Origin of the sequence: Alteraurantiacibacter lauratis (genome assembly GCF_037154155.1) — a bacterium.
GTDB lineage: Bacteria > Pseudomonadota > Alphaproteobacteria > Sphingomonadales > Sphingomonadaceae > Alteraurantiacibacter > Alteraurantiacibacter lauratis.
Genome location: NZ_JBANRN010000013.1, coordinates 83,426 through 100,709, shown reverse-complemented (window position 1 = coordinate 100,709; position 17,284 = coordinate 83,426). Strand labels below are relative to the sequence as shown.

The 17,284-nt window shown below is 63.7% G+C and carries 16 protein-coding genes; 8 read left to right on the top strand and 8 right to left on the bottom strand.

The features are described from left to right. Positions 1 to 142: 142 nt before the first annotated feature. Entirely contained in the window at positions 143 to 676 is a 534-nt protein-coding gene (locus WFP39_RS12415; protein WP_336920013.1) for a hypothetical protein, read from the bottom strand. 374 nt (positions 677 to 1,050) lie between these two features. After that, positions 1,051 to 1,884, bottom strand: a complete 834-nt coding sequence (locus WFP39_RS12410; RefSeq protein ID WP_336920012.1) for an outer membrane protein — start codon at positions 1,882 to 1,884, stop codon at positions 1,051 to 1,053. Between the two features lie 231 nt (positions 1,885 to 2,115). On the opposite strand from WFP39_RS12410, the gene ettA reads away from it, so the two are divergent. Further along, positions 2,116 to 3,789: an energy-dependent translational throttle protein EttA gene (gene ettA, locus WFP39_RS12405; RefSeq protein WP_336920011.1), complete on the top strand. Its 1,674-nt coding sequence runs from the start codon at positions 2,116 to 2,118 to the stop codon at positions 3,787 to 3,789. Between the two features lie 30 nt (positions 3,790 to 3,819). Here ettA and WFP39_RS12400 read toward each other — a convergent pair whose 3' ends face one another. Both WFP39_RS12400 and WFP39_RS12395 read right to left on the bottom strand, forming a co-directional pair. Next, positions 3,820 to 4,275, bottom strand: a complete 456-nt coding sequence (locus tag WFP39_RS12400; RefSeq protein WP_336920009.1) for a hypothetical protein — start codon at positions 4,273 to 4,275, stop codon at positions 3,820 to 3,822. A gap of 60 nt (positions 4,276 to 4,335) precedes the next feature. Beyond that, positions 4,336 to 4,950 carry a pyridoxamine 5'-phosphate oxidase family protein gene (locus tag WFP39_RS12395; RefSeq protein ID WP_336920008.1) on the bottom strand — a complete coding sequence of 205 codons (615 nt, stop codon included), beginning with the start codon at positions 4,948 to 4,950 and terminating at the stop codon, positions 4,336 to 4,338. A 146-nt stretch (positions 4,951 to 5,096) separates the two neighbouring features. Between WFP39_RS12395 and WFP39_RS12390 the strand changes: the two genes are divergently transcribed. Beyond that, positions 5,097 to 6,137, top strand: a complete 1,041-nt coding sequence (locus tag WFP39_RS12390; protein WP_336920007.1) for an RcnB family protein — start codon at positions 5,097 to 5,099, stop codon at positions 6,135 to 6,137. 104 nt (positions 6,138 to 6,241) lie between these two features. Continuing rightward, positions 6,242 to 6,919, top strand: a complete 678-nt coding sequence (locus tag WFP39_RS12385) for a prolyl hydroxylase family protein (protein ID WP_336920006.1) — start codon at positions 6,242 to 6,244, stop codon at positions 6,917 to 6,919. A gap of 9 nt (positions 6,920 to 6,928) precedes the next feature. On the opposite strand, the gene WFP39_RS12380 is transcribed toward WFP39_RS12385, so the two are convergent. Next, a complete protein-coding gene (locus WFP39_RS12380) occupies positions 6,929 to 7,435 on the bottom strand; it encodes a DUF1003 domain-containing protein (RefSeq protein ID WP_336920005.1) in 507 nt (168 codons plus the stop codon). 12 nt (positions 7,436 to 7,447) lie between these two features. After that, positions 7,448 to 9,070: a lysine--tRNA ligase gene (locus WFP39_RS12375; protein WP_336920004.1), complete on the bottom strand. Its 1,623-nt coding sequence runs from the start codon at positions 9,068 to 9,070 to the stop codon at positions 7,448 to 7,450. 143 nt (positions 9,071 to 9,213) lie between these two features. Between WFP39_RS12375 and WFP39_RS12370 the strand changes: the two genes are divergently transcribed. The 5 genes from WFP39_RS12370 (at position 9,214) to WFP39_RS12350 (ending at position 16,435) form a co-directional block, all read left to right on the top strand. Then, positions 9,214 to 10,935 carry a MoaF N-terminal domain-containing protein gene (locus tag WFP39_RS12370; RefSeq protein WP_336920002.1) on the top strand — a complete coding sequence of 574 codons (1,722 nt, stop codon included), beginning with the start codon at positions 9,214 to 9,216 and terminating at the stop codon, positions 10,933 to 10,935. After that, a complete protein-coding gene (locus tag WFP39_RS12365; RefSeq protein ID WP_336920001.1) occupies positions 10,932 to 11,420 on the top strand; it encodes a hypothetical protein in 489 nt (162 codons plus the stop codon). The genes WFP39_RS12370 and WFP39_RS12365 overlap by 4 nt, the downstream gene beginning before the upstream one ends. Before the next feature lie 27 nt (positions 11,421 to 11,447). Beyond that, positions 11,448 to 12,968 (top strand): tannase/feruloyl esterase family alpha/beta hydrolase, encoded by a 1,521-nt coding sequence (locus tag WFP39_RS12360; protein WP_336920000.1) that lies wholly within the window; start codon positions 11,448 to 11,450, stop codon positions 12,966 to 12,968. A 186-nt stretch (positions 12,969 to 13,154) separates the two neighbouring features. Beyond that, positions 13,155 to 15,905 carry an ATP-dependent DNA helicase gene (locus tag WFP39_RS12355; protein WP_336919999.1) on the top strand — a complete coding sequence of 917 codons (2,751 nt, stop codon included), beginning with the start codon at positions 13,155 to 13,157 and terminating at the stop codon, positions 15,903 to 15,905. Then, on the top strand, positions 15,902 to 16,435 hold the full coding sequence (locus WFP39_RS12350) for a SixA phosphatase family protein (protein WP_336919997.1): 534 nt from the start codon (positions 15,902 to 15,904) through the stop codon (positions 16,433 to 16,435). Before WFP39_RS12355 ends, WFP39_RS12350 begins: the two co-directional genes overlap by 4 nt. Positions 16,436 to 16,437: 2 nt before the next feature. Here the strand turns inward: WFP39_RS12350 and WFP39_RS12345 are convergent, their stop codons facing one another. Both WFP39_RS12345 and WFP39_RS12340 read right to left on the bottom strand, forming a co-directional pair. Further along, positions 16,438 to 16,875 (bottom strand): MerR family transcriptional regulator, encoded by a 438-nt coding sequence (locus tag WFP39_RS12345; protein ID WP_336919996.1) that lies wholly within the window; start codon positions 16,873 to 16,875, stop codon positions 16,438 to 16,440. Position 16,876: 1 nt separating this feature from the next. Then, complete coding sequence (locus WFP39_RS12340; protein ID WP_336920023.1) at positions 16,877 to 17,176, bottom strand: integration host factor subunit alpha; 300 nt, start codon at positions 17,174 to 17,176, stop codon at positions 16,877 to 16,879. Positions 17,177 to 17,284: the final 108 nt, after the last annotated feature.

Sequence of the window (17,284 nt, the reverse complement as noted above, 5' to 3'; positions counted from 1 at the left end):
TCGCCAGAAACTTCCTATCCGCCGTATGCCTTGCCGCCGCCGTGGCTTTCTGGCTCTGATTGAGTCTCGACCCTAATAAACACCCCTCCACATCAATATACGTCATGCCCTCGTGACGATCATTCGTAATTTCAGAGCAGGATCAGTTGAAGACTGAGAGGCCCTCGTTTGCCAAAACCTTGATCTCGTAGCCCTCCGTTTTCAGGGCTTCGGCGAAGGCGATCGGGTCGAAATAGACGCAGAGCTTCTTGCCAGCTCCGATCCCTTCAGGCTTGATCGTGACGATGTCGAATGCATATTCGCGAAGACGTTTCAGGGCCGTGTTGATTTCTCCCGGCCCCAAGCCCGCTGAAGTGGCCCAGTCCGCCTTCTGCATGGCGAGACATTCGCCGTCGTTGCCCTTCCATTTGGGCTCAATGACCCGCCAGAGGTGTGCCATACGATAGAGCAAGGCTGCTGCTGCCAAATCGCCACCGACTATCGCTCTACAGCGTGCCAGGTAGCCGGGGCTGGACATGCGGAGCTTACCCTTCATCCGCTCCTTGATCTTAGCAGCCTGCGTCTGCTTGCTGGGGGGAGCCTTGGCATCCTTCGCCTTGGTCTTCCCTTTGGACAGATGCTTCTCCACCTCAGCCTTCGCTTTGGCTTTGGACAGGAATGGGGTCACTTTGGTCATAGGTAATCTCCTTCTCGATTGAACAGAAGGAGCACCGGGGATACATGAGATGGTGGTAGTCAGCGTCACCCCGGCGCTCGCGAAAACCCTCACCCGGCAAGGTGGGGGTTTTCTGGTTTCAGGGATGATGCGCGCTAACAGACCAGGCTCGCGGTTTACCGAGCTTTTGTATCTCTTTGAAATCTATAGGCTGAAAAAGCGATCGTTTTACAGCTAAATCACTGAAATACAGTGATACAATCTTGCTTTGGGAGCAGAGGGTCGCAGGTTCGAGTCCTGTCTCCCCGACCATTTCGCCACCTTGTCAACGCTAGGGGCCGCCCCTGTCTATCGAGGAGGCGGCCCCGGTGAAGTCAGCTATCAGGTCGGTCCTGTCAGAAGCGCAGCGAGCCGCTCACCCGGAAGCCCTGCGTCCGCAGGTTGGTGCTGCTGGGCCGCAGATCGGTGCCTTCGGGATTGTCGAGCAGGAAGGGATTGGTCGGCCCTGCCGTGCCCGGCCCCACTTCAACCAGATAGTTCCGGTCGCGGTAGGACGAGCGCAGATATTCCGCGCCCAGGGTGATGCTTGGCGAAAGGGCAAATTCCACGCCGCCGCCATACTGCCAGCCGCGACGCAGCTTGTCGTCATTCACCTCGGTGAAGCTGTTGGCGGTGTTGGTGGTGGCAAAGCTGTGGTCGATCTTCGCCCAGGATACGCCGCCCGTGCCATAGACCAGCACGCTTTCATCCAGGACGAACCCGGCGCGGGCACGCGCGCTCAGCGCATAATCCATCTCGCGCGAGACGGTGTAGCTGGCGGGCGTGGTGGAAAAGCCCGTGGTGCTGTCGGTCACTTCGCTGCGGCTGATTTCGGCAATGCCGCCGACCAGGAACGGGCCGCCGCCAACGCGCATATCGTAACCCACGCGTGCGCCATATTCGGCCCCGCGCCCTTCCCTCAGGCAGGGCCGCGTGGCTCCATCCACGCCGCTGTTGCAGAAACCGGGGCCAAAGGCGTTCTCGCCCGTCGCTGTGCGCACGGTGTCGTCGAACGCGCCATCGCGGTCGGTATCGAAAACGAGGCTGTCTGCAGCCTGATCGCGCACGGCATTCAATCCGCCGAAAACGGAGACATAGGGGCCCTGAAAGGCATCCTGTGCAGCAGCGGGAGAGGCAATGGCTGTGCATGCCAAGGCTGCGCCTGCGAGAAGAAAATATTTGGCGGTCATGGTAACCTTTCAATCAATCAAACGCGTTTCCCGTCCGCCTTTCCAACCGGCAAGACGCGCCGCTGTTCCCCGAATTGTCAGGCAGATCACATCGCCCCAGCGCAAATCGGGCCATCAGGAGCGATGCATTTTCGTATGGAGCGCCTGTGCCATTAGGCTTGCCGCCTTGCGCCTTAACCCCTATCTGCGCGGGCAAATCACCCACACTCCCGTTTACCCGAAGGACGACGCATGGCCGCCCAATACGCCTATGTCATGAAGGACATGACCAAGACTTTTCCCGGTGCGCAAAAGCCGGTGCTGTCGAACATCAACCTGCAATTCTATCAGGGCGCCAAGATCGGCATTGTCGGCCCCAACGGCGCGGGCAAATCCACGCTGATGAAGATCATGGCAGGCGTGGACAAGGATTTCACCGGCGAGGCATGGCCCGGCGAAAACATCACCGTAGGCTATCTGCCGCAGGAGCCGGAGCTCGACCCGGCCAAGTCGGTGCTCGAAAATGTGAAGGACGGCGCGCGGCACATTGCCGACATGGTTGACCGTTTCAACGAGATCAGCGCGCTGATGTGCGAGCCGGATGCCGATTTCGAGGTGCTTGGCGCTGAAATGGGCGAGTTGCAGGACAAGATCGACGCGGTGGACGGCTGGACGCTGGACAACCAACTCGAAGTGGCGATGGAAGCACTGCGCTGCCCGCCGTCGGATGCTTCGGTGGAAAACCTTTCGGGCGGCGAAAAGCGCCGCGTCGCGCTCACCCGCCTGCTGATCCAGAAGCCGTCAATCCTGCTGCTGGACGAGCCGACCAACCACCTCGACGCCGAAAGCGTGCAGTGGCTGGAAAACCACCTCAAGGAATATGCCGGCGCCGTGCTGATGATTACGCACGACCGCTATTTCCTCGACAATGTGGTGGGCTGGATCCTCGAACTCGACCGGGGCAGCTATTACCCCTACGAGGGCAATTATTCGACCTACCTCGAAAAGAAGGCCAAGCGTCTGGAGCAGGAAAGCCGCGAGGAAAGCGGCAAGCAGAAGGCGCTGCAACGCGAACTCGAATGGATCCGGCAGACCCCTGCCGCGCGCCAGAGCAAGAGCAAGGCGCGAATCCGCAAGTTCGAGGAATTGCAGAACGCGCAGGAAAACCGCGCCGTGGGCAAGGCGCAGATCGTCATCCAGGTGCCCGAACGCCTTGGCGGCAAGGTGATCGAGGCGAAGAACATCTCGAAGGCTTACGGAGACAAGCTGCTCTTTGAAAACCTCTCCTTTACCCTGCCGCCGGGCGGCATTGTCGGCGTGATCGGGCCGAACGGCGCGGGCAAATCCACGCTGTTCAAGATCATCACCGGGAAGGAACAGCCCGATTCGGGCACGATCGAGATCGGATCGACCGTGCATCTGGGCTATGTCGACCAGAGCCGCGACCATCTGAACCCGGCCAATAATGTGTGGCAGGAAATCAGCGACGGGCTCGATTACATGAAGGTCAACGGGCAGGATGTCTCCACCCGTGCCTATGTCGGCGCGTTCAATTTCAAGGGGCAGGACCAGCAGAAGAATGTCGGCAAGCTGTCGGGCGGTGAACGCAACCGCGTGCACATGGCCAAGATGCTGAAGCAGGGCGGCAACGTGCTGCTGCTCGACGAACCGACCAACGACCTCGATGTCGAAACGCTGGGCGCGCTGGAAGATGCGATTGAAAACTTCGCGGGCTGCGCCGTGGTCATCAGCCACGACCGCTTCTTCCTCGACCGCCTCGCCACGCACATTCTGGCGTTTGAAGGCGACAGCCATGTCGAATGGTTCGAAGGCAACTTTGCGGCATATGAAGAAGACAAGCGCCGCCGGATGGGCGACGCGGCGGATCGGCCGACGCGGTTGGCGTATAAGAAGCTGACGCGGTGAAATAAGGTCGCCAACGTTATTTTTGCCAACTTACGTTATTGACCAAGCTGATCGCAGCACAGCAGCACGCTGATTTGCTGAAGTGTTAGCGCCTTGCACAGGAACAACTTGGTGAAATCCCGCCCCCATTGGCGGGTTTGTGGCAATCGGCCCGATTGGGCCGATTTCACAAACACCTCTGATAGTCATTCCTGCAGTTTCAAAGGCGTTGATATACGATTGTGCAGGGTTGCAATTGCGAAATTGACCGTATCGCATTGCGATTATCGCTACACCGCAACCACTATTCAAAATATTATCAACGGCTATTTGTTCGTTGATTGAGACTTCCTGTAACGATCTAATTTCAACCCATACCGGTCGAACGATCCGAGGCGTACCAATCTCCACATTAATGGCGCCACGGACCCGAGCACCCGTCAACGCCCTAATCGTGGCTGATTTTCCAGCAGCACCATTGGCGACTACCAAAAATACATCAACCATGATCAACCCCCCCAACTTTTAGTCTGTTAAGGCACTACTTCTATCAAATACAGCAATCAATCAAGGCACCACCCACATCCCCTGCCACCCGGCCCCGGCGCGCACGAATTGCGCGCGGCGGTGGCCGTCATGGGCGAGCAGGAGCCAGTCGAAGGCGTCCACTTCCACCATCAGCAGGGCGAAGTTTTCGCGGGCGGGCAGCAATTGTTCCTCGCTGGGGCGCACGCCCTCGACTTCTGCCGGGAGGCCGCTGGTCGGCCCATCGGACGCGCTGCCGGGGGCGGCCACAGCGAGGTAGCAGCGGCGCGCATATTCGCTGGATGCGGCCCAGGCCGATTCCACCTGTTCGCCCTGCGTCAGAATATGGCCCTGCCCCTTGGCGCGGATCTGGATTCGGGCATCGGGATCGTGGAACAGCAGGCCTACACGCGCGCCTTCTCCGATCTGCCTGACCTTGGCCGAACGGGCATCGGTATGCAGCCGCAGCGTTGCGGTGCGGGCGTCCCAGCCGCGCAGCACCATCATGCGCACATCGGCATCGACCGTGCCCACCACCGGCGTGTGCATCGGGGAACGACGGTTGGAGGCAGCTTCCGCAAGGCTCTTGCGGATATCCTCTTCGATCTGGTCCAGCGTTTCGAACATGGACCGCGCTTTCGGCTTGTGCAGGGTCATCGGCAACATGGACCTTCGTTCATGGACACAATTCAAAAAATGAACAATTGGCTGTCAGCCCGGTTCAGAGATGCGACAGGCCGACTCGAATAAACGCCTCTCTATAAACACCGCTTCCACTCGGCGGCTCGTTTGTGGAGGACGCCATGTACACATTTTCTTCGCTCTTGAAATCGAGTGGAATTGCCGCGTTGGCCATTGCCATTGCCGCGCCCGCCATTCCCGCTACCGCCTTTGCGCAGGATCGTCCGCAGCGCGGCGAATGGCGCGGGGGGGATCGGGGCAATGGTGAGCGGGCCGCACCGCAGGGCCGCAGCGGCGGCGGTGAACGCTCCGGCCGCAGCGAAAGCCGGTCGCAGCCGCAGGCCCAACCGCAAGTTCAGGCACAGCCGCAATCCCGGCCCGTGGCCCAGGCCCGGCCAGACACTCGTGGCAGCGATCGCGGCAATCAAGGTGGCTGGAACGGCGATCGCGGCGGGGACCGGGCGAATGGCGGAAGCTGGAACGGCGACCGTAGCCGGCCAGACCGCGGCCAGGCGCAGAACGCTCCTTCGGCACCGCCCCCCGCTACCTCTCCGCATCGCCAGCCCGAACAGGCCCGCACCCCGCAGCGCCAGACCAACCCCTATGTCGTGCAGACCGATGGTCGCCGCCGGATCGATACCGACCGCACGCGTGACCAGAACTGGGATCGGGATCGTAATTGGGATCGCGACCGTGACCGGGATCGTAATTGGGATCGGGATCGCAACAACGGCAATTGGAGCGGGCGCGACCGGGATTACCGCGACAATGACCGCAACCGCGATTACCGCGACCGGGATCGCAACGGCTCCTACCGCGACGGATACCGCGATGCGCGGCGCGATTACCACCGGTGGGATCGCCAGCGCTGGCGCAATGACCGGCGCTATGACTGGTACAATTACCGCTACAGCAACCGGAATGTCTATCGGCTGGGTGCCTATTACGCGCCCTATCGCAATTACAGTTACCGGCGGCTGAGCATCGGCTTCTATCTGGACAGCCTGTTCTTCGGCAGCCGCTACTGGATCAACGATCCGTGGCAGTACCGCCTGCCCGCCGTCTACGGCCCCTATCGCTGGGTCCGGTATTATGACGATGTGCTGCTGGTGGACACCTATACCGGCGAAGTGGTCGACGTGATCTACGACTTCTTCTGGTAGCAATCCGCTGCCGGAAGAGTGGCCGGCACCCGGAGCCCCCGCCCTGTCACAGGGGCGGGGGTTTTCTGTTGCGCAAAGGCCAGGGCTTTGGAAAAAGAGCGGGCATGACCCTCGCCACCAAGCCCGAATTCCTGAAGGATCAGCCAAACCTGCGCAAGGTGGGCAAGGAGGTGCGCCAGCGGCTGGCGGATAACCCCAACGTCTGGAAAGTGCCCACCGACAAGGCCGAAATTTTCGCCGTGGCCGATTTCATGACGGCGGAGGAATGTGCGCGAATGATCACCATGATCGACGAAGTGGCGCGCCCCTCCACCGTGTTCGATCTCAGCTACAAAGATGGCTTTCGCACCTCCTATTCGGGCGATGTCGATCCCTATCACCCTTTCGTGAAGATGATCGACCGGCGGCTGGACGATCTGATGGGGATCGAGCCCAGCTTTGGCGAGACGATCCAGGGCCAGCGCTATATGCCGGGGCAGGAATTCAAGCCGCATCACGACTGGTTCCACCCCAATACCAGCTATTGGGAAATCGAAACCTCGCGCGGCGGCCAGCGCGCGTGGACCGCCATGGTCTATCTCAACAATGTGGAGGAAGGCGGCAGCACCGATTTCACCGATCTCGGCATGTCGATCGAGCCGAAACAGGGTGTGCTGTTGCTGTGGAACAATGCCGATGAGGGCGGGCTGCCCAACCCCGCCACCATCCATGCAGGTCGCCCGGTCGTGCGAGGCGTGAAATATGTCATCACCAAATGGTATCGCGCCAAGAAATGGCGCTGACCTGACTGCCTAGCCGCGGGTTGATCGCAATTCCTGCGCAAGATGTTCAATCTTGCGCGACAGGCGCAGGATTTCCAGCTGCGTGCGCAGGTTCACCTCGTAATCGTGACGCGCGGTAATGCGGTCCTTTGCCGCCTGCCGGTTCTGGCTCATCAGGATGACGGGCGCCTGCACCGCGGCCAAGGTGGACAGCATCAGGTTGAGGAAAATGTAGGGATAGGCGTCGAAGGGATCGAGGCCGATAACTTCAAGCACCCGCGAATTGAGCAACATCCAGCCCAGCAGGACGACGGCAAAACCGATGATGAAACCCCAGCTGCCGCCAATCGCTGCCACCTTGTCCGCCAACCGATCTGCCCGCGTAGCATGGGCCTCCGCGGCTTCATCCGCATCGCTGCCAGTGAACGTGCCCGACGCCACCCGGCGCAGCACCCGCTGCTCGTCAGTGGCCAGATCCTCAAAATCGCGGCCCAGCAATTCACGGGCCAGGTGACGCGGATCTTCGGTGTGCGACATTGCGAAGGCTTCCTAGCTGGCCAGCGCCTCGGCAATCAGGCGGCGGGTGTTGGCTATGCCATAGAGCGCGATGAAGCTGCCCATGCGCGGCCCCTGTTCGCTGCCCAGCAGCGTTTCATACAGCGCACGGAACCAGTCGCGCAGCGATTCAAAGCCGTATTCGGCCTTCTTGCCGATCTCGTAAACCTGCGTCTGCAATTCCTCGGCGGTGGTATCTTCGGGCACGCCCGCCAGCCATGCATCGAGTTCGCGCAGGGCTGCCGCTTCGTTTTCGGCAGGCGCGCGGCGCTTCAACGTGGGGGCCACGAAATCGCGGTTATAGGCCAGCGCCTTTTCGACAAGACGGTAAAGATCGGGATGATCGTCCGGATCGGCATCGCCGATGTAATTGCCAAGGTAATTCCACACCTGCGCGTGCGTTGCCCCTGCCCCCAGCACGCCCACCAGATTGAGCAGCAGGCCAAAGCTGACCGGCAGGCTGTCGCCTGCTCCCTTCACATGGCCATCGCTGTCCTTGCCCATGGCGTGCAGCAGGTGCCAAGCGGGATTGCCCAGCCGCTTGTCCCATTCCTGCCCCGGAATGGCGGCGCGGAACTGCCAGTATTCGTCCACCGCGCGCGGGATTACGCCAACATGCAGCTGCTTGGCGCTCTTGGGATTGGCGTAGAGATAATGACCCAGGCTTTCCTCGCTGCCATAGGTCAGCCATTCCTCGATGCTGAGGCCGTTGCCCTTCGACTTGGAAATCTTCTCGCCATTGGCATCGAGGAACAGCTCGTAAATCATGCCTTCGGGCTTGCGCCCGCCCAGCACCTCGACAATGCGGCCTGATTGGGTGACGCTGTCGGTCAGGTCCTTGCCGCACATTTCGTAATCGACGCCCAGCGCATACCAGCGCATCGCCCAGTCGACTTTCCACTGCAGCTTGGCATTGCCGCCGAAGATGCAATGCTCGATCAGCTGCCCCTCATCCTCGAACCGGACAATCCCGGCCTCGGCATCGACCACTTCCACCGGCACCTGCAACACCACGCCGCTGGTCGGGCTGACGGGCAGGACGGGCGAGTAGGTGCGGCGGCGTTCCTCGCGCAAAGTGGGCAGCATGATGGCCATGATCGCGTCGTATTTGCGCAGCACCTGCCGCAGCGCCTCGTCGAACGCGCCCGAATTGTAGCGGTCTGATGCCGAAACGAATTCGTAATCGAAACCGAACTGGTCAAGGAAATCGCGTAGCCGCGCATTGTTGTGGTGGGCAAAGCTTTCGTGCGTGCCGAAGGGGTCGGGTATCCGGCTCAGAGGCTTGCCCAGATGGCCTGCCAGCATGTCCTTGTTGGGCACATTGTCGGGCACCTTGCGCAGGCCGTCCATATCGTCGCTGAACGCCACCAGCCGCGTGGGCGCCGGCGCGCCGCCTTCGCTCGCCACGATTTCATAGGCGCGCCGCACCAGCGTGGTGCGCAGCACTTCCTGAAACGTGCCGATATGCGGCAGGCCGCTGGGGCCATAGCCGGTTTCGAACAGCGCAGGCACGCCATCGGGCTTGGCCCCGCCGAAGCGTTTCACCAGCTTCATCGCCTCCTGCATGGGCCAGGCCTTGGACACACGGGCGGCGGAGATCAGCGCATCGTCGAACATGGGCGGGGGCTATTGCGCCAAAGCGGATAGCTTGCAAGCGCCCGCTGTGGCGGTCGGTGCAGATTGCGACATATTCGCCGGTTGCCTTCGCGGCCATCTGTGGCAGTCTGGCGGGCGGAGAGAACTGGGGGGAGACAAGAAGGATGGCGCGCAAGGCCTATCCCGACATACCGCTGTTTCGGTATGCCTACACGCCGCTGAGCGAGGCCGAAGTGGCGCAGAAGCTGGCACCCGCCGCGCTGGCGGGGCCGCAAAGCGCGAGCGAGCTGGAAGAAATCGCGCCGCAGCGTCTGTCCTTTGTGGCGAGTGATGGAACGCGGCTGACCTGGCAGTTCAGCAGCGGCCGGCAAGTGGCGCTGGAGGGGGAGCGCAGCGGAGGGTACGGTGCGCTGACGGTCGATCACATCACGCTGATCGCACATCTGATACCCGGCACGCGGCGCGGCTATGCGCTGGCATGGGACCGTCACGACAACCGCGCCACCGTGTTCGAGCTCTGGTTCGGCACCCCCGGCCCCGCGCCGCAACCGCGCGAAGTCAACCGCGCCATCTGGCATGGGGTTATCGAGGGCGGCCCGTCTCCGACCGGCGAAATGCATGCCCCCACGGGCCGGGTGCAGGGCCGCGCGATCATGTGGGCCGAGGACACCGGCAACCGCACGGTGGATTATTACGCCTCCTCCGCCTTTTCGCACTGGGTAGAGCTCGACCGCAGCGACGAAGGGCGCGGCTATTCCGGCCCGTCCGATTACATCAAGCTGACCGAGGATCTCTATCTCTACACCCGCACCGAGGCCGAGTTTTCGGGCCTGTGGCATATGCTGGTGATGGACGCGAACCGGCTGCAAGCGGCAGGGCTGCGGCTGGGGTTCGACGGGCTCGATACCCTCGAATATTACATGTTCCGCGGCACGGGCGAATGGCTGGGCCAGATCGCCAATTTCATGAAGTTCGAGGATGTGAGCGGCGATCCGCTGGCCATGCCCGACGGGCCGAAGGGCGCGCGGCGCGTGTATCGGCCGCTCGAAACCATGGACAAGATGACGCCAGCAGAAGTGAACGCCGCCGTTGCCGCCAGCACCCATGTGTTCGACCGGGCGAGCGCCATGGCCGGCCACGGCCTGCCGCCCAGCGGCGCGCTGGCGGGAAAGGCATTCGCGGTGCATTACGACGGCGGGCCAGTGATCGAATACCGCTTCACTGCCCACGACGAATTGCAATGGCGCGAAGGCGGCGGCGCGTGGACCACGGCGCGCTACAACGCATGGGAAAATATGCCCGGCGTGTTCATCTTCGGGCATCTGCTGGCAGGCAAGCCCGACCATGACGGGCACGTGGTGGTGGCCGATCTGGACAGCGGCAAGGCCACCTGTTTTCGCGGCTATCTCAACACGCCCTACTTCGCCAACGAGGCGGGTGCGCAGACCATGTTCGGAAAGCTGGTGGGCGAAGGCATCCCCGACCCCGGCAATGCGCGGCACGAACGCACGACAGACCTTTTGGGCAGTGCGTTTACCTGGTCCTACTCGCCGGGCCTTACCTCGATGCATGTCTATTCCAGCCCCAACACGGTGAGCTGGGTGATCTTCACCCCGTCTGGCCACGGCGGCGCGCAATGGAGCGGCAGCGGCGATTATGTGAAGATCCGCGACCAGCTCTATTTCGTGCGCTGGCAGGAGGAGGCATGCAACGGAACGCTGGGCACGATCCTCATCAATATGCGCACCATGCATGACAGCGGGATTGGCTATCACTGCGGAAAAAACGGCCTCAGCATGAGCCCTGTGGGCGCCTATGCCCGCCTTGCCGGGCGCTGGGATGTGGCGAAATATCTGGGCACCAAGCGGGGAGGATATGCGGTATGAGCACTCTGGCGACAAACCGGCGCGATATTCTGAAGCTGGGCGCGCTGGCGGCTGCCCCGCTCGCCGCGCTGGCTCCGGCAGGGGCACTGGCGACGCAGGCTGGGGCGAATGCCGAGGCAGAACTTGGCAAGATCACCGCATTGATGCGCGATGCGGTGCGCCGCTTCAACGCGGGCGGCGTGGCGGCCTGTGCGGGCCTCGCAAGCTGCGGCGATGCGCTCGCCCTTCCCGGCGATATCCGCGCCTTGCGCCTCGCCGGAGAGGCCGACCCTGAGGTCGCGCTGGCCGATGATCAGATGACCGCGCACTGGTCGCACCCTGCCACAGCGGTGCGTGAACACGCCTTTGCTGGCGACAGCACGGCCGAGCGGATGGCCCGCTTTCAAGGGAACGCGGCCGCGCAGAGTGAAACCGCGGTAACACTGGTAGCCGAGATGTGGCGCAGGGCGGATGGCTGGACAATCAGCCGCCTCTATCTCGCCTGACAGAACCATGATCCGGGAGAGAGACATATGAAAAACCGTGCCGCTGTCAGCCTGACAGCGATCCTTGCCACAGGAGCGCTGGCCGCCTGCACCAGCGAGGGAAGCAATGCCCCCGCAACGCTTACCGCAACGCCGCAGCAATGCGCCGATTTCGACACCGCCGTCCTGGACGCGCAGGATGCCAGCACACGCTGGGTGGAGGCAGCCGAGGGCGCGCCGGCCTATTGCGAAATCACCGCCACGCTGACTCCTGCGGAAGGCTCCACCATCGGCGTGGTCTATCGCCTGCCCGCCGAATGGAACGGCAAGCTGCTGGGCCTTGGCGGCGGCGGCTGGGCGGGCAATGTCACCATTCAGGCCGCGACGGATGGTCTTTCCAAGGGCTATGCCACGCTGCAAACCGATGGCGGCAATCCGGGCACCGATGTCTGGGCCAATAGCTGGGTGGCCGAGCGCCCCGCCAGTGCAGAGGATTTCAGCCACCGCGCGATCCATGAAATGACCGTGGCCGGCAAGGCCGTCGCCGCCGCCTTTTACGGCCAGCCGCACCGCCGCGCCTATTTCCAGGGCTGTTCCACCGGCGGACGCATGGCGCTGATGGAGGCGCAGCGTTACCCCACCGATTACGATGCGATCATTGCGGGCGCGCCAGTCTATACCTTGCAGGTGCAGACCAGCGCGGTCTTCCGCAACCAGACCTTTGCTGCCGGTGGAGGCGCGGCGGGTTTCAGCGAGGGCGATCTGCAACTGGTGCAGGCCGCCGTGCTGGCGCAATGCGATGCGGCGGACGGGTTGGCCGACGGCATTGTGAACGATCCGGCATCATGCAACTGGCAACCGCGCGCCCTGCAATGCACCGGGACCAAGACCGACCAGTGCCTGACCGCGCCCCAGGTGACCGCGCTGCAAACCGCCTATGACGGCATTCGCGCGTCGGACGGCAGCTGGGCCATGCATCCGATGCGGCGCGGCGGCGAGGCGAGCTGGGGCTTCTTTGTCGGCACCGCCGGCACCGGGGCCGATCCCACCGGTGGCGGCGGGTTGGGCAATCTCTTCCCGCTGTTCTTTGGGCCGGGCAATGCGGTGACGCTGGCCAATTTCAACGATGCGAATTACCTGACTGTTCGCACCAGCCCCTTTGCCGAAATGTACGAAGCGAAAAATCCGGACCTCTCGGCCTTTTTCGCCAATGGCGGGCGGCTGTTGCTGTGGCACGGGGAAAACGATGCCGGGCCCAGCCCCGTGCTCTCGCTGGATTACGCGCGGGCGGTGATGGCGGCCAATCCGGCCGCGGCAGACCAGTTCCGCTATGTCACGCTGCCGGGCGTCGGCCATTGCCGCGGCGGACCGGGCGCGGATCTGGTCGATTACATTTCCGCGATGGACGATTGGGTGGAAAGCGGCCGCGCGCCCGATCGGCTGATCGGCACGAAGGAGGACGGATCGCTCACCCGCGCGCATTGCGCCTGGCCCAATGTGGCGCGCTATTCCGGATCGGGCGATGCCAACGATCCGGCAAGCTGGCAGTGCATGGCGCGCAGCAGCTGATCGGCAAGTGAAGGGGCAGCGCTCCGCAAGGATTCGCTGCCCCACCTCGCCTTCCTCCCCACCGGGGATAACAGTGGAAAGGACGGGAGGAACACCTCGCAAACGCCAGAACTTGCCTCCGGTTCCAAAGAAAATGCCGCCTTCAATGCGTTTACTTTTCGTTCCGGGTAGCGATAGTGGCCTGTGATGGCCGAAACCGCCCCTTACCCTGCCCCATTGGCCTTGCCTGCGATCCATGCGAGCCATGCGGGGTGCTGGCTGCGGCGCGGCGAGCGCACCGAAGGCGTGGGCAAGGGCGAGGCAGTGATGGTCGCTGCCGATTCGCCGCTGCTGATGATCAATGCGCCGCTGTTGGCCACGCGGCTGGGCTACCCCGATCTGTCGGGCCTTGATCTGCTGGAACTGTTCGCCTTCATCCATCCCGCGCGCTTCTGCGTCCCCACGCCGCGCGGCCTTGCCCATGCGCTCGGTCTGGCCGAACCGGCGGGCGACGATGATGTGCCGCGCTTCCTGCAAGTCGCTGGCGCTGCGCTGCTCACGCGCCTGACCGATCCCGCCTGGCCGGAGCGGGAGGGGGCGTGGAGCGCGCTGCAATCGCTCGCCCGCCTGCGCTGGAGCTGGGCGGGCGTCATCGCCCCGCATCTGGCGCGGCCTGACAGCGCCGAAAAATGGTTGTTCTCGCGCCTGCCTGAATGGGAAGAGGCTGGCGAACGGCCCCAGCCTGCGCAGATAAGGCTGGAGGATGCCGCGGTAGACGCGCGCCTCGCCGCGCTGACAGGCGAAGGGGCCGAACGGCGCGAGGGACAGCGCAGCTTTGCCCGCGCCGCCGCGCAGATTTTCGCGCCCCGCACCCGCCGCGATGCGCCCAATATGCTGCTGGCGCAGGCCGGCACCGGCATCGGCAAGACGCTGGGCTATCTGGCCCCCGCCTCGCTGTGGGCACAGGCATCGGGCGGCACCGTCTGGGTTTCGACCTACACCAAGAACCTGCAACGCCAATTGCGCAGTGAAAGCGCGCGCGCCTGGCCCGAACGCCGCCCTGACGGCACCCGCCCGGTGGTGATCCGCAAGGGGCGGGAGAATTACCTGTGCCTGCTCAATCTGGAAGATGCGCTGCAAGGCGGTTTTGGCGGGCGCGCGGCGGTGATGGCGCAACTGGTCGCGCGCTGGGCGGCTTATAGCCAAGATGGCGACATGATCGGCGGCGATCTGCCCGGCTGGCTGGGCACGCTGTTCCGCAGCCGCGCCATTCGCAGCCTGACCGACCAGCGCGGCGAATGCATCTATGCCGGGTGCCCGCATTACCGCAAATGCTTCATCGAACGCGCTGCCCGTGCCAGCGCCGGGGCCGATCTGGTCATCGCCAACCACGCGCTGGTGATGGTGAACGCCGCGCGCGGACGCGATCATGCGCAGCGCCCCACGCGCATCATCTTCGACGAAGGGCATCATGTGTTCGATGCGGCCGACAGCACCTTTTCCGCCGCGCTGACGGGCGCGGAGGCGGTGGAGCTGAAACGCTGGCTTCTGGGGCCGGAACGCGGATCGAAGGGCCGCCGCCGGGGCCTTGCCGCACGGTTGGCCGATGTGGCGAGTTACGACGAGGCGGGCGGCAAGGCGGTGGCCGCCGCCTGCGACGCCGCAGAAGCCCTGCCCTCGCAAGGCTGGCTGCAACGGCTGGCGGAAGGGCAACCCTCCGGTCCGCTGGAGGAGCTGTTCGCCGCGGTGCGCGCGCTTACCTATGCCCGCGACGAAAGCGGGCAGGATGCAGGCTATGCGATAGAGACCGAGGCCGCGCAGCTGGACGGGGCCTTTGTCGAACTGGCGCAGCAAGCCGCCGCCGCGCTGGCCGACATCCGCCTGCCGCTGATCCGGCTGGGCGTGCGGCTCGAAGCGTTGCTGGCCGAAGGGCCGGACTGGCTCGACGGGCAAGGCCGCGCCCGCATCGAAGGTGCGCGCGGATCACTTGCCTGGCGCATCGATCTGCTTGCTGCGTGGGAAGCGCTGCTGGGCCGCATGGGCGGGCCGGCTGACCCGGATTTTGTCGATTGGCTGGCGGTCGAGCGATCCGATGCGCGCGATTACGATGTGGGCCTGCACCGCCATTATCTCGATCCGACGAAACCCTTTGCCCACACCGTGCTGGCGGGCACGCACGGCGTGATGATGACCAGCGCCACCCTGTGCGACCGGGGGGCGGAGGGGCCGGACTGGGCGGGCGCCGTGGCCCGGTCGGGCGCCGCCCACCTCGACATCGCCCCGCAGCTGGCAGAGGCAATCAGCCCTTTCGATTACGCCAATGCCGCCGAAGTGCTGATCGTGACCGATGTGGCCAAGGGCGATCTGGCCGCGCTGGCGGGTGCCTATGCCGCAATCATCGATGCCTGCGGCGGCGGGGTGCTGGGCCTGTTCACCGCGATCCGCCGCCTGCGCGCCGTGCATGGCCGCATTGCCGACCGGCTGGCGCGCGCCGGATTGCCCCTCTACGCCCAACACGTCGATCCCATCGATACCGGCACATTGGTGGACATCTTCCGCGACGATCCCGCCGCCAGCCTGCTGGGCACCGATGCCCTGCGCGACGGGGTGGACGTGCCCGGCGAAAGCCTGCGCTGCGTGGTGATGGAGCAGGTGCCCTGGCCCAAGCCATCGATCCTGCACCGCGCCCGCCGCGCGGCGAATGGCGGGGCCGCGCATGATGACCGGATCATCCGCGCCCGGCTTGCTCAGGCCTTTGGCCGGTTGATCCGCAGCAAGGATGACCGGGGGCATTTCATCGTCCTGTCGCCCGCCTTTCCCACCCGCTTCACCAGCGCCTTCCCTCCCGGAACGCCGGTGCTGCGCGTAACGCTGGAGGAGGCTTTGCATCGCGTGGCGCGCGCGAATCTGCTAGAGGACAGGAGCGCCGCCGTGGCGCAGGGAAACCCCGCCCGATGAAGCTCCTTGGTCTGTTGCGTCATGCCAAGTCCGATTGGGACGATCTGTCGCTGCGCGACTTCGACCGCGGGCTGAACGCTCGCGGGCGCAAAGGCGCGGCGCTGATGGGCACGCATATCGCCGCTTTGGGCCTTCCGTGGCAGCGCGTCATTGCCAGCCCGGCAGAGCGGGTGAAGCGCACATTGGATGCATCAGGCCTGGGCCTGCCGGTAACCTGGTGCGACAGCGCCTACATGGCCGATGCGGATACGCTGCTGGATTTGCTGCGCACCCAGGGCGGCAGTGATGAGGCGTTGCTGCTGGCCGCGCACAATCCCGGCTTGCAGGAACTCGCGCTCAAACTCGTTCCGCCCGAACAGGAAAGCGCGCTGTTTGACGAGGTGATGGCCAAGTTTCCCACGGCCGCGCTGGCGGTGTTCGAACTGGATATTGCCGATTGGGCCGGAATTGCGCCGGGTTGCGGCAGGCTCACCCATTTCGTGCGGCCGCGCGACCTTGACCCCGCACTGGGGCCACAGGGACGCGATTGAGGTTAGGCCGCGTCGAGCGCGCGGGCCAATCGCTGACGCAATTGCCGAAGGCGGCTGCGCACTTCGGCCACGGCTTCGGTTCCGGGGCTGGTTGCGGGTGCGGGTGCGGGTGCGGATGATGGCACGGTATCCGCAGCATGTCCCGCCGGTTTTTCAGAGAACGGCACCGCCGCCCTGCCTTCCAGTACGGCGCGCGCCCCTTTCAGCGTATACCCTTCGCGGTTGACCAACTGGTCAATCCTTTGCACCAGCGCCACATCTTCGGGGCGGTATAGCCGCCGCCCGCCGCTTCGCTTCAGCGGCTTCAGCATCGGGAACTGCTGTTCCCAATAACGCAGGATATGCTGACGAATGCCCAGCGCTGCGGCCACTTCCCCGATCGTGCGCATGGCGCCGGGCGCCTTGCTGTCAGCAAAAGGGGAAGCGGGCGGCGTGGTCATGTCAGGATCCTTGGGCGATCCGGTCCTTCAACTTGTGGCTGGCGCGGAACGTCATCACCCGGCGCGGCGTGATCGGCACTTCGACGCCGGTCTTGGGATTGCGGCCGATGCGCTGTTTCTTGTCGCGCAGGACAAAGCTGCCGAAGCCCGAAATCTTCACATTCTCACCCGCCGCCAGCGCATCGCTCATCTTGGCGAGGATCGCCTCGACCAGGTCAAGGCTTTCGGCACGCGAAAAGCCAAGCTTGCGGTTGATGGTTTCAGCCAGATCGGCACGTGTCAGCGTGCCCACGGATCGCATAGCGTCCATGCGTCCTCTCCCCTTGCAAAATGGCGCGACCCATTCCTCTTAGTGCAGCAATAAGAGCAGCTTGACAAGGATTACAAATTTGTTGCGCTCAGCCTTGTC

Excerpts from the sequence above, each read along its gene's own strand:
- WFP39_RS12415 (WP_336920013.1), bottom strand. The coding sequence starts at position 676 with ATGACCAAAGTGACCCCATTCCTGTCCAAAGCCAAAGCGAAGGCTGAG.
- WFP39_RS12410 (WP_336920012.1), bottom strand. The coding sequence starts at position 1,884 with ATGACCGCCAAATATTTTCTTCTCGCAGGCGCAGCCTTGGCATGCACA.
- ettA (WP_336920011.1), top strand. The coding sequence starts at position 2,116 with ATGGCCGCCCAATACGCCTATGTCATGAAGGACATGACCAAGACTTTT.
- WFP39_RS12400 (WP_336920009.1), bottom strand. The coding sequence starts at position 4,275 with ATGGTTGATGTATTTTTGGTAGTCGCCAATGGTGCTGCTGGAAAATCA.
- WFP39_RS12395 (WP_336920008.1), bottom strand. The coding sequence starts at position 4,950 with ATGACCCTGCACAAGCCGAAAGCGCGGTCCATGTTCGAAACGCTGGAC.
- WFP39_RS12390 (WP_336920007.1), top strand. The coding sequence starts at position 5,097 with ATGTACACATTTTCTTCGCTCTTGAAATCGAGTGGAATTGCCGCGTTG.
- WFP39_RS12385 (WP_336920006.1), top strand. The coding sequence starts at position 6,242 with ATGACCCTCGCCACCAAGCCCGAATTCCTGAAGGATCAGCCAAACCTG.
- WFP39_RS12380 (WP_336920005.1), bottom strand. The coding sequence starts at position 7,435 with ATGTCGCACACCGAAGATCCGCGTCACCTGGCCCGTGAATTGCTGGGC.
- WFP39_RS12375 (WP_336920004.1), bottom strand. The coding sequence starts at position 9,070 with ATGTTCGACGATGCGCTGATCTCCGCCGCCCGTGTGTCCAAGGCCTGG.
- WFP39_RS12370 (WP_336920002.1), top strand. The coding sequence starts at position 9,214 with ATGGCGCGCAAGGCCTATCCCGACATACCGCTGTTTCGGTATGCCTAC.
- WFP39_RS12365 (WP_336920001.1), top strand. The coding sequence starts at position 10,932 with ATGAGCACTCTGGCGACAAACCGGCGCGATATTCTGAAGCTGGGCGCG.
- WFP39_RS12360 (WP_336920000.1), top strand. The coding sequence starts at position 11,448 with ATGAAAAACCGTGCCGCTGTCAGCCTGACAGCGATCCTTGCCACAGGA.
- WFP39_RS12355 (WP_336919999.1), top strand. The coding sequence starts at position 13,155 with ATGGCCGAAACCGCCCCTTACCCTGCCCCATTGGCCTTGCCTGCGATC.
- WFP39_RS12350 (WP_336919997.1), top strand. The coding sequence starts at position 15,902 with ATGAAGCTCCTTGGTCTGTTGCGTCATGCCAAGTCCGATTGGGACGAT.
- WFP39_RS12345 (WP_336919996.1), bottom strand. The coding sequence starts at position 16,875 with ATGACCACGCCGCCCGCTTCCCCTTTTGCTGACAGCAAGGCGCCCGGC.
- WFP39_RS12340 (WP_336920023.1), bottom strand. The coding sequence starts at position 17,176 with ATGCGATCCGTGGGCACGCTGACACGTGCCGATCTGGCTGAAACCATC.